Raw genomic sequence first — 12,804 nt, forward strand, 5'->3', positions numbered from 1 at the left:
TAACGCTTTGCTAAGCGGCAATTAAATAATTGGCTAAAATTAGCGAGGAACGAGCAAAAGCCAACTGTTTTTTGTCCGTTTGAGCAACTTGTTAAGTTGCGCACCCCTAATCTACTACAGCCATTCCTGGCGTGTAATATGTAATTTCAAAACGAATACCGTCAGGATCTTTCATAAACAAAGCGACTGCATCTCCCCTATGTTGTGTTTCAGGAACCAAAAAACCAGACTCTTTCATCTGTTTTTGTACATCAATTACAAATTCAGGTGAAGGCGCGCAGAAACCTATATGGTTCATGCCTGCTCCATACCTTTCATATTCACTTGTACCAGCTTTAGCTTGGTCAAATTGAAAGAAAAAACCTTCCCCATCTGTCCACACATAATCCCGTAACTTTTCAAATCCTATTAAAGATAATAATTTATCGTAATACGGCATACTTTCTTCTAATGATGTAACCAAAAAAGTTAAATGATCAATCTTAAGCGGCATATTATCTCCATAGCAACTTAACGTCCTAATAATGGGCAAAAAATTGTTGGCTAAAATGTTGAGGAACGAAAACAGCCAACTGTTTTTTGTCCTTATTTATTAGCTTGTTAGGCATACTATGCACCATGATACGACATGATTGCTACTAAATTTGTTGGTTTGGAAGTGTTGATTGTTAAAACCCATTGCTCCAGAAAAACACTGCCTTGATACAAGGTATAAGAAGTAGTTGTTAGACTGCCTGATTTTGAAACCAACTCTTTTTTATAAGTAAACCCGCTGCCAACAGGAGGAAGCCATGACTCCATGCTTGCCTGAATTGTATCGGGTTCACCTTGATGTACGTAAACGGAACAAAGATTGTTTTCTAGTAGAGCTAAGCCAAAATGTCCTTCATCATTTTCTAGGAGCCAAGCTTTGCCACTATTGCCTTTTAAATAATTTTGTGCAATTTCAGTTGGAGCTACGTTAAACCCTTTTCTTTGAGCTGACTCTTCAAGTGCAGATAAGCTATGACGACCAACAACACATGTTCCCATAAACAATTGAATAGGTGTTGCGCCACGTAACGATTTTCCTTCATCTTCAACTTTTGGAGTTGTTTTACAGCCACCAATTGAGATGATTAGAATTGCAATAATGTATGATTTAACTCGATTCATTTCCGTATGCCTAACAGTTTATTAGATGGCAAAATTCCATGTTTGCACGGGGGATAATTCCATCTATGTTTTAAAAGTAACACTTTACCTTTAATACTGCCTTTGTTTCAACATGTTAGGAGGGCGATTTCTTTCACCTTGGTGAAAGGTGGAAATTTTCCATGTTTCACGCATTTGTCGTTTTTTTCTAGTTGTCGCTATACTTTTAATTAAATTTATTAATCAGGTATCAAGGATGAAATCTGCTTTCTTAAAGCAAGTGTCTCGCCATATGTGGGCACGTCGCTATTCAAAAAAAACCATTGAAGCTTATCTGTATTGGATCCGTGGCTTTATTATTTTTCATGGTATGCAACACCCACGCGATCTGCATGACGTTGAAGTTGAACGGTTCTTGTCTTATTTGTCAAACACCCGCCATGTGGCACCACGCACGCAAGCAATCGCCCTTAATGCTTTGGTGTATTTGTATAAGGAAATCGTCGAAAAACCGTTAACATTAGACTTAAATTTTAATCGTTCCAGCAATCAATCAAAATTACCTACGGTATTAACAAGGCAAGAAGTCGTGGCGTTTTTTCGGGCGCTTTCACCACGCTATAGTCTGCATTGCCAGTTATTGTATGGCAGTGGCTTGCGGCTAATGGAGTTGGTTCGACTCAGAGTTCAAGACATCGACTTTGATTACTATTCGGTACAGGTATGGAATGGTAAAGGCGGTAAACATCGCCGAGTAACCCTTGCTAAAGAGTTGGTACGGCCACTAAAACAACAAATTGAAGCGGTGCGATTGAAGTTTAATTTGGACCAAAACAATATCGGCTTTGCTGGTGTCTGGTTGCCGCATGCCTTAGCACGCAAGTACCCAAAGGCAGCCAAAGAGTTTCGCTGGCAGTTTTTATTTCCGTCAACTAGGTTGAGCACCGATCCTGAACAAGGGGTTTTGCGCCGTCATCATATCGATGCCAGCGGTATTCAAAAGGCGGTTAAGGCAGCGGCCAGCAATGCCGCATTGGAGAAAATGTTGACATGTCATACTCTTCGCCACTCGTTTGCCACCCATTTATTAGAACGTGGAGCAGACATCCGTACGGTGCAAGAGCAACTCGGTCACAGCGATGTGCGAACCACACAGATATATACCCATGTCATCGATAGAGGCGCCAGGGGTGTGTTGAGCCCGTTATCGGATTTACTTTAAATTAGCATTGTCGCTGCAAATAGCGATCGAGATGATCGGCAAAGGCCTTTTTGTCACTGGCATTTAGCGGCGGTGGTCCTGAAGTTTGCACACCACTGGCACGCATGGTGTCCAAAAAGTCGCGAATATTAAGACGCGATTTGATGTTGGCCTTGGTAAATAATTCGCCTCGAGGGCTAAGGACGTTAGCTCCTTTATCGATCACTTCATCGGCCAGCGGGATGTCACTGGTGATCACCAAATCATTGGCTTGTACCCGTTTAACAATTTCGTCATCAGCGACATCAAAGCCAGCACTGACCTGCACGCTGGAGATGTATTTTGATGGTGGTGTTTTCAAATAATGATTGGCCAACAAAGTCAGCTGTATTTGTCGTCGGTCAGCGGCGCGAAATAATATCTCTTTAATCGCTACCGGGCAGGCATCAGCATCAACCCAAATCGCCATATCTGGCTCCTTAAAAAAGACCAGCAATTGCCGGTCTTTATACGCTATTACTATTTTTTAGTCGGGCGTGGCCAACTTTGAATATTACGCTGCTTGGCACGGGCAACAGCCAAGGCATCATCTTCAACGTCTTTGGCAATGGTCGAACCGGCGCCAGTGGTTGCCATTTCACCTATGGTTACTGGCGCCACAAGTGACGCATTTGAACCAATAAAGGCACCATCTTTAATGATGGTTTTTGATTTATTTACGCCATCGTAATTACAGGTGATGGTACCGGCACCAATATTGACATTTTTACCAACCTCGGTATCACCAAGATAGGTTAGGTGACCGGCTTTCGAGCCTCCGCCCATGATGGTTTTCTTCATTTCAACAAAATTGCCAACATGAGAGTCAGGCTTCATTTCGCTACCTGGGCGAATGCGTGCAAATGGCCCCACTGAACAGCCTTCACCAATAACCGCATTCTCGACAATGGTGTTTGGTTTGATCACCGCACCTTGTTTAATATGAGCGTTAATGATGATGCTATTAGCACCAATTTTTACATTGTCAGCTAGGGTAACATTGCCTTCGAAGATACAGTTTACATCGATATCGACTTCGGTGCCGACACTCAAGGTACCACGCACATCAATGCGGCTTGGGTCGCGCAAACTGGCACCGGCTATCATCAACGCTTCGGCCTGACGGGCTTGATAGGCACGCTCTAAATTCGCCAATTGCACACGGTTATTAGCACCTTCTACCTCAATTTCAGTGTCTGGGTGCGCCGTTGCAATGCTTTTGCCTTCAGAATGCGCCATGGCAATGATGTCGGTTAGGTAGTATTCACCCTGGGCGTTGTCGTTCGACAAATTACCTAACCAGCGTTTTAAGTCGCCGCCATTAGCAAGCAAGATACCAGTGTTACATTCATCAATAAGTAATTGCTCAGGGTTAGCGTCTTTTTGTTCAACAATGCCAACCACCTCGCCATTTAGGCGAACAATACGACCATAGCCGGTTGGGTTGTTAAGCTTAACGGTCAATAGCCCCATGCCATCATCTGGTTTCGCAGCAATCAATTTCTCTAAGGTAGAGACCTTAGTTAATGGTACGTCACCGTACAATACCAAAACGTCTTCGTCGTCTTTAACAAATGGTGATGCCATATCAACCGCATGACCGGTTCCAAGCTGATCAGCTTGTTCAACAAAGGTCAAATCATCGCCATTCACTTGCGCTTTTAACACCTCACCGCCAAAACCATATACAAGGTAAATATTATCGGCGTTTACCGCTCGGGCTGAGTCAATAACGTGCTCGACCATGGATTGATGCGCTACTTTGTGCAGCACTTTTGGAAGTGAAGAGCGCATGCGGGTACCTTTACCCGCAGCAAGGATAACGACTGAAAGTGACATTGATTGATCCGTTTATTGTTATATCTGTTTCTTATTTTACTCTGAGGTTGCGTCAAATTCTAATTAATTGTTATTACCGCGACTAATTAGTAGAGAAAACAACGATAACAGCACCATTATGCCCATACTGCCACCGTCATCATGATGGTCGTGATGATGATCATGGTAGTCGTCATATTCATCGTATTCGTAACTTTCTAATGGTAAGGCATACAGGCTGTCGCTATCGTCACTGCTGTAGCTCGCCACTAAATAACCATGTTCACTGTCATACAACTCAATTAAGATATCGTAATAATCTGGGTAATAGCCTTCATCAAGTTCGGTATACACTTCGTAGGCATCTTCGCTATCGCTGCCAATAATAATAAAGTCATCGGTGGTGTAATAATGCTCCCATGGTCCATTACTTTCACGAATAAACATCACCGCATATACGCCTACCGCCATATTTTCAGGGCCCGAGGTAAGGTCAGCATCAAAGATCACCGAAAAGCTTTGGTAGTAGCCATCGTAGTCATAGTCATCAAATAACTCACTATAGGCATCGTAAATGGTAAAGCTGTTGTAATGGTTTACTTGGCTGCTGCGAATCACCACCTTGTTGCTATCAACCAGGTTACCGCTTTGGCTGTCGCTATTAAGCGCTGCCGGTTGACGCATCAATGGGGCGGGTAGGTTTTGCCTATTCTTTTTCGCCTTGATCAGCGTTTTACGCACCTCGGCATTCATGGTATTGGCAAATCCAGACACCGAATGTTGCTGCGCAGGCTTAGTGTGTTCGGTTTCGTTGGCCACCGCTTTATTGACCACCAGCAGCACATTGATGGCGACTAACAACATCATCAGCTTAAGTAGGGTGAAAAAGAACGTTTCCGTGACATTCAAATTTTTTGGTGTTTTAAAAAGCATATCAGCCTCTTTTTTGTTTTCCGGGGTTTTAAGTTCATTAAACACACTTGTCACTTAACCGAATCTGAACACAAAACTGACATTTTATTCAGCTAACGTTCAGCTTTATTGGCCTAGGCTAAGCTCATTTAATGCCGGTCATAAAAGGCTTTTGAATCCAAAGGTTTATTTAAGTCCTTGCATCTTTTACACTTGAAACCAATGGTCAGTGAAATCACCACTGAGCAAACAAGTGAACCACGAAGATTGAAAAGGTGTAGATTGATGAAATTTTTGCTGTTGAGTTTGGTGTTGTTGGCGGTTAATGCCATGGCGATCACGCCAGCGGCTGCCAAGAACAAAAACGCTCATCATTTTGTTTTGGTTAACAACAATAAAGTGACGTCAAAACAGCAAGCCGCCAACATGGTGAAAAAACGCTATGGTGGCAAAGTACTGGGCGTGCAAAGCGTCAAGGGCAGAGCCTACCGAGTTAAATTACTCACCAATGACGGTCATGTAATTTACGTTACGGTGGATGCCAAAACCGGAAAAATCTCAAGGTGATCAATGCGTTTACTGTTAGTTGAAGACGATCAACAATTACAACAACAATTAGCGGAACATTTGCAAGGCGCAGGCTTTAGTGTTGATGTTGCCGACGATGGTAAAGTGGGCTTATTTCAAGCCTGTGAATACCCTTATGATGCTGCCATTATTGATGTTGGTTTACCGTTTATTGACGGTATCACGCTGATTCAAACCTTGCGTAAGCAACAAATTAACTTTCCTATATTAATACTTACCGCCCGAGATCATTGGCAAGACCGTGTTGCCGGCTTAGATGCGGGCGCCGATGACTATCTTGCTAAACCGTTTGTGTTAGAAGAGTTATTGGCCAGGTTAAATGCACTGATTCGTCGCAGTGTTGGTCAAGCCAGTCCGGTCATCAATAATGGTCCGTTGGCGATCAACACCAAATCACAACAAGTTAGCGTTAATCAAGACACGGTTAATTTAAGTAGCAGCGAATATCGTTTACTTGAGTATTTGTTTCTGCACATTGGTGAGGTGAGCTCCAAAGCCGAACTGACCGAACATATATACAACGAAGACTTTGATCTGGATTCCAACGTCATCGAGGTGTTTATTCGCCGCTTGCGTAAAAAGCTCGACCCAGATAACCAATATGGCTTTATCGAAACCATGCGTGGTCAAGGATATAAGTTGGTTAACCTAGATACTAACGACAGCAAGGGCAGCAATGGCTAACGCTAGCAGCTATTTTGCCTCGTTATCGTCGCGCATCTTATTATCAGCGGTATTGCTGGTTTTGGTGATGGTGCCAAGTTTGGCGCTATTGCTCAACAGTGTGGTCGAACAACAACTGCAACAAGCCAGTGACGATGAGATGGTGGCTTTAAACTATGGCATTCTCGCCGTCGCTGAAGTCGATAATCAACAACTGTTTATGCCCGACCAACTGCCGGATCCAAACTTTAATTTGGCCGACTCCGGCCAATACGCGGTGATAAGCCAAGGTCAGAATATTTTATGGCAATCGCAATCGATGTTAGCAGGCGATATGCCCAGCGCATTGCCAACGCCGCCATTAGGCAACTCTGAATTTAGCCAATTGATGTTTAAAGACAGCAACTATCGCAGTCACAGTTTTACCGTCAGTTTTGTCAGTGATGAGCAAGAATTTCAATTAACCGTGCATATCTTTAAAGACCTAACGCCATTGCAGCAACGCTTAGCGGTGTTTCAGCAAAAGCTGTTTTTATGGGGCACGGTGACCTTAGCGGTATTGTTACTGCTGCAATTTGTTTATTTAAAATGGACTCTATCGCCGGTGCGCCGTTTGCGACGCGAAGTGATCAAAGTTGAAAAAGGTGAGCAAAATCAATTGAATGGTGACTATCCAACCGAGTTACAGCAAGTCGCCGAACAGCTTAATGGCTTGATTAAAAGCTTACACCATCAGCAAAAGCGCTTTGCTAATGCATTATCCGATCTGGCCCATAGCTTAAAAACCCCATTGGCGGTATTGGCCACCAACGACAAACTTGATGCCAGTGTCAATCGGCAGTTATCGTCGATGGCAGATATTATCGAACATCAGTTAAAACGTGCGCAAAGTAGCGGCCAAATTGGTTGGCACGTTAGTGTCAATATCAGTGAAACCGTTGAAAAGCTGGTGCGTACTATGAATAAAATCTACGCCGATAAAGAGCTGCAAATTGAACAACACCTAGACAGCAACGCCAGCTTTAAAGGTGATCAACGTGATCTTATGGAAATGCTGGGCAATTTACTGGATAACGCCTGCAAAGCCGCCAATAAAAACGTGCGCATTTCGCTAAGCCAAGGCTCAGGCACAATCATCGCCTTTGAAGATGATGGCGTAGGTATTGCCCCTGAACAACAGCAGGCGATATTAAAACGTGGTGTTAGAGCCGACAGTTATGACAGCGGTCATGGTATTGGCCTTGCCATTGTTCGCGATCTTATCGACAGCTATGGTGGCACACTGCACATCAGCGATAGCGAACAACTTGCCGGCGCCAAATTTGAGATACATCTGCCATAAACAGCTCGTCCGGTAAATCGATATTATCAACAGTCATCCCTCTGCCAATATTGGCATTTATTGTTAAAAATCCTCTATTTAGTCGCGAAACTGAACGTTTTTAGCCTGCTTTGTTCAGATTACGTTCAGCTTGCTGTTTTTATAATGACTATCAAATATCAAAAATAGCCGAGGCGAACGACAATGAAACGTTTACTCAACTCATATTTGCCCATACTATTTCTTAGCCTGATTGTGATGGCCAGCCCATTGCGTGCGATTGAGCAAAGTGCAGACTATAAACCGTACACCGGTGCTGAGCTGGAACAAATGCTAGCACCTATCGCATTGTATCCAGATTCGGTATTAACCCATATTCTGGTGGCCTCGACGTATCCTATCGAAGTGATTCAAGCCGAACGTTATGTCAGAGAAAACCCCAATGCCAGTCAACAACAATTGATTGAGCAGGGCGAGAAAATGCAATGGGATCCAAGCGTCATTGCGTTAATGCCATTTGCTGACATTTTAAAGAAAATGAGCGAAGAGCTAACCTGGACCGAGCAATTAGGTAATGCCTTTTTAGCCTCGGAAGAACAAGTGTTGGCGGCGGTACAGCGGTTACGCAAAAAAGCCCTTAATGCCGGTACTTTTGATGACATGGAAAACATGCAAATCAGCCAAGAGCAACAAAACATTGTTATTCAACCGGTGCAAAAAGAAATCGTCTATGTGCCTTATTATGATACCCGGGTGGTTTACGGCCATTGGTACTGGCCTGATTACCCACCGGTTTATTGGTCACATCATGCACGTCATTACGTGCATCACTACACACCATTTTACTATTACCCAGCGGTACATATTTCAGATGGTTGGTTTATTTTCGGCTTTAGCTGGAACTATCATCACGTGGTGGTACACAATCATCATCACCATTCTTATTACTATCGCCACTATCACAAAAGCCATCATGGTAAAGGTCACCATAACAAGCACAAGTCTAGCTCCAGCCATGGCAAATACGCCAAAGGCCATAACAAGCACAAGTCCAGCTCGAGCCATGGCAATTACGCGAAAGGCCATAATAAACACAGTAGTAGTCAAGGTAATTACGCTAAAAGCAATGGAGGTTATAAAGGCACCAGCAACGGCAAAGGGGATTATCAACGCTGGCAGCATAACAGTAAAAATCGCCGCGGTGTTGCCTATCAAAATCAGCGGGTTGCAACCAAGTATGGGGTAAAACGTCCAGGCAAAGCCGAGCTTAAAAATCAGTTGCATGTAGCCAACGGTGAACGTTATCGCGGTGTCTCAAATAACGCCAATGCGACAAAAAACATTGCAACCAATAACGTGAAAAATGGAACTAATAAGGGTAAACGCAATCCTAGCAAAGAGTACCAACAATTTTATGACAAGGTTCGAAAAGACCGAGCAACGCAGCAAGTCAGGACCAAACAAAGTCAACGCCATAAGCTTGATCAGCAAAGCAAAGGGTTAAATAGCAATCGAGATCACAATACGGTTTATGGCAAAGCCAGTGGCAATAAATCAACAACTTATAACAACAGATTGACGAATTCCCACCGACAGTCCGGGGAAAGACAAAGCGATAAAGCGCGCGGTGGGATTCGTCCTCCTAACACCAGCAACAACTACACCAACAATAAAGCCAAGCTGAATAACAAAGGCAGTGTTTATACCTCACAGCAAAAACGCAGTATTGCTCGCAATGAGCATGCTGCCCCTAAAACGGGCAAAAGCTACAGCAGTAAAAAAAGCAGCAGTCGCAGTTTTAAATCATCGGCGCCAAAACGCTCGGCACCTAAGTCATCGAACAAACGCCGTTAAGGCAACAAATTGCAACCCGCCATTTTTACTGTTTTGCATACGTATTCATAAACAGCAAAAATGGCGAGCATTGCAGCCAATGCCGATATTTTCAAAACTCGCCGCCAAGCCAGACAGCCCATTTTTGTTGCCCTACCATTCATATTTAAAACAAAACCTCGTAAATTCGTAAAACATAGCAGCAATTTTGCATACTTTTGCCGCATATAGGTTATTTATGAATACGTATGCATTGACTATTTATTACCCCCTTGAGTTTTTATATTAACAAAATCTCAACATCCGTTTGTTATGGGTGATGAGCCTATAAAACACAAAAAAACGGCATGGAAGCGCCTAAAAAAATAACTAAACGGACAATTTCTTGGGGATAGAATATGTTTAAGCTAAACAGAGTCTCGCGCGCGCTTTTCGCCAGCGGTTTGTTAGCTTGTTCTGGGCAATTACTTGCCGAACAAGCACAACCGACGGAAGAAGAAAATCAGCAAGACGAGATAGAAGTGATCGAAGTCACCGGCTTCAAAAGTTCACTTATCAAATCAATCAATCAAAAACGCTTTGCCGATACCGTGTCAGAACAAATTTCTGCCGATGACCTAGGTGGTTTACCTGATGTGTCTATGGCCGATGCATTAACCCGTTTACCGGGTGTTGCAGCCGTTCGTACTGGTGGTCAGGCTGCAGAAATTAATATTCGTGGTTTGGGTGGCGGATTCGTATCATCAACCTTAAATGGCCGTGAGCAGGTATCTACCTCTGGCAGCCGTTCTATCGAATTTGACCAATACCCGTCAGAGCTTATCTCACAAGCGGCGGTCTATAAATCATCGAAAGCCTCGCTTATTGAAGGTGGTGTAGCTGGTACGGTTGAGCTAAAAACCGCCAGCCCATTATCAAATGAAAAAGATCATACCTTTAACGTTAACGCACGTGGTATGTACAACGACCGTGCCAATGAAGTCGAAGATGCCGAAGAATACGGTCATCGTTTCAGCTTCTCTTATCAGGGTAAATTTGCTGATGACACCTTGGGTCTATCCCTTGGTTACGCCCGCTTATTCCAACCAAGTGTAGCAACTCAGTTTATTGGTTTTGCTTACAGTGCCGATCGAGATGTCGATTATGTTGCAGGCGACATGGAAGGCCCAGATGATGCGCCAGAAAACGAATACCTAAGTGAAGGTTTCGAACTGCAACACTTAGGTGGTGAAGAAACCCGTGACGGTTATGTTGGTGCGATTGAATGGCAACCAAATGATACCTTTACCTTACGCGCGGATGCGTTTATTTCGAAGTTCGATTCTGAGTCTTTTGCCCGTGGTTACCGTGTTAAATTTGATGGCGAGACCGCCAGCATTGCTAATCCGAATATTTACGACAACTTAATGATCGGTGGCACCTTTAACCGCAAAAGCAAAGCCAATGACACCCGTGTTGAAATCGTCAACGATGACAACCAAGACTTTGATGAAGTACAAAGCTACGGTGTGAATATGGCATGGCAGCTAACCGATAACTTTAGCGCCAGCCTAGACGTGAGCTACTCTTATGCCGAAAGCGAATTTAGAAACGGCTTGTTGTGGGCATTGGTTGCCGAAGACGCAAACGCCGAAACACCATTGCTTGATCCAAATGTGTCGATCTCTTATATGCTAAATGGCAGTGACTTACCCGATGTCGGTTTCAGTCAAGCTGAAGCGTTTACCGACATCAATCGTGTTATGGTCAGCAAGTATGGTATCTACCCATATGAAAACGAAGATGAGCTAGACGCCTACCGCCTTGATTTTGAATACACCTTGGATAATGACTACATTGCCTCGGTTGAATTTGGCGTGCGTTATTCCGATCGCGAATACAGCTCAGATCGCAGCGTATTTGAATACGGTGCCGATAATAACTTTTCAAGCAACGAGCCACCACTGCGTTTAACCGAAGATATGGTTGATGTTGTTGACTGGCAAGGTGAGTTTTCGTATTTCCCAAGCTATTTGGCTATTGATTTAGATAAAGCACTTAACGCTTGGTTTGGTAATGACATTCCACAACCTGTGCAAACCTGGGGTACCAACTCAGCTGGCGAGATTGATAACTCAAGCTCGTGGTCGGTATTGCAAAGTGGTGAAGTGTACGAAGAAATCTTTGCCGCTTATGTGATGTTAAATCTTGATATGGAAATGTTTAATATTCCGGTAACCGGTAATATTGGTATCCGTATGGTTGATACCGACCAAAGTGCGACCGCACTTGAAAACGTCGGTGGCGCACTTGAAGGTGGCGCACAAAACATTATGGATGAAGTGGGCTTGGTTAACTCTAACTATGCCTCTAAAGTAGTTGGCATCGACTATACCGATTACCTACCATCATTAAACCTTAACTTCCAAATCACTGACGATTCACAAATCCGTTTTGCAGCGGCAAAAGTAATGTCGCGCGCGCCAATTAACCGATTGGCGTCAGATCGCAGCACCAACATCAGTGACCAAGGTGAGATTTCTGGGTCAAGTAACAACAGCCCATATTTGAAGCCGTTTTATGCCGATCAGTACGATATCTCTTACGAGAAATACTTTACTGATACTGATGGTGCCTTAGCCATTGCCTTGTTTTACAAAGACATTGAATCGTTTGTGCAAAACATCGGTATTCCCGATTATAACTTTAAAGAAAATGGCTTTTACGTTCCCGATACCATCGAGAATGAAACCACCGGAGAAGTATCAGAAGTTGACCCTGTAGGTATTTATACCACCGCAGTTAACAATGACGAAGGTGGTGACATCAAAGGTATCGAGATTGCCTACACCCAAGTGTTGAGCTTCTTACCGGATTTTTGGTCAGGTTTAGGCTTTAACATCAGTTATTCCCACACCGAAAGCTCGGTTGAACTACAAACCGACTTATCTGGTGGTTCCATGGACCAGTCCTTACCTGGCTTGTCTGAAAACCTGTTTACTTCGACCGTGTTTTACGAATACGAAGGTTTCGAAACACGCCTTAGCGTGCGTTATCGTGACGAATTTGTATCAGAGCAGTGGGGTGTAAATGAGCAAACCGCGAACTTTGATGAAGAAACCGTGATCGATTATCAGGCGTCATACAACATCAACGATAACTTCGGTGTGTTATTCCAGGTAAATAACCTGACTGACGAACCAACGCAAAGTTATTTCGGTAACAGAAAGTTCTCAGGTACGACACAGTACTTTGGTCGCCAATTTTACTTGGGGGGTACTTACTCGTTCTAAACCACGAGTACTTGCCAAGTAAT

The 12,804-nt window shown here is 43.7% G+C and carries 11 protein-coding genes; 6 read left to right on the forward strand and 5 right to left on the reverse strand.

Translation table 11 applies throughout. From position 1 onward, the window contains the following. Positions 1-106 precede the first annotated feature (106 nt). Positions 107-493, reverse strand: coding sequence for a VOC family protein (locus HII16_RS15840; protein ID WP_169129203.1), 387 nt, complete (start codon positions 491-493; stop codon positions 107-109). 116 nt (positions 494-609) lie between these two features. Further along, a complete protein-coding gene (locus HII16_RS15845; protein ID WP_169131701.1) occupies positions 610-1,155 on the reverse strand; it encodes a hypothetical protein in 546 nt (181 codons plus the stop codon). Between the two features lie 235 nt (positions 1,156-1,390). Between HII16_RS15845 and HII16_RS15850 the strand changes: the two genes are divergently transcribed. Continuing rightward, the gene (locus HII16_RS15850) at positions 1,391-2,356 is read left to right on the forward strand and encodes an integron integrase (RefSeq protein ID WP_169131703.1); all 966 of its coding nucleotides are present in this window, start codon (positions 1,391-1,393) and stop codon (positions 2,354-2,356) included. 1 nt (position 2,357) lies between these two features. On the opposite strand, the gene HII16_RS15855 is transcribed toward HII16_RS15850, so the two are convergent. From HII16_RS15855 to HII16_RS15865, 3 genes are all read right to left on the reverse strand, one after another. Then, complete coding sequence (locus HII16_RS15855) at positions 2,358-2,804, reverse strand: YaiI/YqxD family protein (RefSeq protein ID WP_169131705.1); 447 nt, start codon at positions 2,802-2,804, stop codon at positions 2,358-2,360. Between the two features lie 50 nt (positions 2,805-2,854). Next, a complete protein-coding gene (gene glmU / locus HII16_RS15860; protein WP_169131707.1) occupies positions 2,855-4,213 on the reverse strand; it encodes a bifunctional UDP-N-acetylglucosamine diphosphorylase/glucosamine-1-phosphate N-acetyltransferase GlmU in 1,359 nt (452 codons plus the stop codon). 63 nt (positions 4,214-4,276) lie between these two features. Beyond that, positions 4,277-5,125, reverse strand: a complete 849-nt coding sequence (locus tag HII16_RS15865; RefSeq protein WP_169131709.1) for a choice-of-anchor H family protein — start codon at positions 5,123-5,125, stop codon at positions 4,277-4,279. Positions 5,126-5,389: 264 nt separating this feature from the next. Here HII16_RS15865 and HII16_RS15870 point away from each other — a divergent pair, with 264 nt between their 5' ends. The 5 genes from HII16_RS15870 to HII16_RS15890 all read left to right on the forward strand — a co-directional run bounded on the left by HII16_RS15870 (position 5,390) and on the right by HII16_RS15890 (position 12,781). After that, positions 5,390-5,671, forward strand: a complete 282-nt coding sequence (locus HII16_RS15870; protein WP_135438654.1) for a PepSY domain-containing protein — start codon at positions 5,390-5,392, stop codon at positions 5,669-5,671. 3 nt (positions 5,672-5,674) lie between these two features. Next, positions 5,675-6,376, forward strand: a complete 702-nt coding sequence (locus tag HII16_RS15875; protein WP_169131711.1) for a response regulator transcription factor — start codon at positions 5,675-5,677, stop codon at positions 6,374-6,376. Beyond that, complete coding sequence (locus HII16_RS15880; protein ID WP_169131713.1) at positions 6,369-7,697, forward strand: sensor histidine kinase; 1,329 nt, start codon at positions 6,369-6,371, stop codon at positions 7,695-7,697. Before HII16_RS15875 ends, HII16_RS15880 begins: the two co-directional genes overlap by 8 nt. Before the next feature lie 183 nt (positions 7,698-7,880). Next, complete coding sequence (locus HII16_RS15885) at positions 7,881-9,530, forward strand: DUF3300 domain-containing protein (protein ID WP_169131715.1); 1,650 nt, start codon at positions 7,881-7,883, stop codon at positions 9,528-9,530. A 377-nt stretch (positions 9,531-9,907) separates the two neighbouring features. Beyond that, positions 9,908-12,781, forward strand: a complete 2,874-nt coding sequence (locus tag HII16_RS15890; protein ID WP_169131717.1) for a TonB-dependent receptor — start codon at positions 9,908-9,910, stop codon at positions 12,779-12,781. Positions 12,782-12,804 lie beyond the last annotated feature (23 nt).

Origin of the sequence: Thalassotalea sp. Y01, assembly GCF_012932945.1 — a bacterium.
Lineage (GTDB): Bacteria > Pseudomonadota > Gammaproteobacteria > Enterobacterales > Alteromonadaceae > Thalassotalea_A.

What these genes read in the sequence shown, in the direction of transcription:
- HII16_RS15840 (WP_169129203.1), bottom strand. Translation starts at nt 493, where the DNA reads ATGCCGCTTAAGATTGATCATTTAACTTTTTTGGTTACATCATTAGAA.
- HII16_RS15845 (WP_169131701.1), bottom strand. Translation starts at nt 1,155, where the DNA reads ATGAATCGAGTTAAATCATACATTATTGCAATTCTAATCATCTCAATT.
- HII16_RS15850 (WP_169131703.1), top strand. Translation starts at nt 1,391, where the DNA reads ATGAAATCTGCTTTCTTAAAGCAAGTGTCTCGCCATATGTGGGCACGT.
- HII16_RS15855 (WP_169131705.1), bottom strand. Translation starts at nt 2,804, where the DNA reads ATGGCGATTTGGGTTGATGCTGATGCCTGCCCGGTAGCGATTAAAGAG.
- glmU (WP_169131707.1), bottom strand. Translation starts at nt 4,213, where the DNA reads ATGTCACTTTCAGTCGTTATCCTTGCTGCGGGTAAAGGTACCCGCATG.
- HII16_RS15865 (WP_169131709.1), bottom strand. Translation starts at nt 5,125, where the DNA reads ATGCTTTTTAAAACACCAAAAAATTTGAATGTCACGGAAACGTTCTTT.
- HII16_RS15870 (WP_135438654.1), top strand. Translation starts at nt 5,390, where the DNA reads ATGAAATTTTTGCTGTTGAGTTTGGTGTTGTTGGCGGTTAATGCCATG.
- HII16_RS15875 (WP_169131711.1), top strand. Translation starts at nt 5,675, where the DNA reads ATGCGTTTACTGTTAGTTGAAGACGATCAACAATTACAACAACAATTA.
- HII16_RS15880 (WP_169131713.1), top strand. Translation starts at nt 6,369, where the DNA reads ATGGCTAACGCTAGCAGCTATTTTGCCTCGTTATCGTCGCGCATCTTA.
- HII16_RS15885 (WP_169131715.1), top strand. Translation starts at nt 7,881, where the DNA reads ATGAAACGTTTACTCAACTCATATTTGCCCATACTATTTCTTAGCCTG.
- HII16_RS15890 (WP_169131717.1), top strand. Translation starts at nt 9,908, where the DNA reads ATGTTTAAGCTAAACAGAGTCTCGCGCGCGCTTTTCGCCAGCGGTTTG.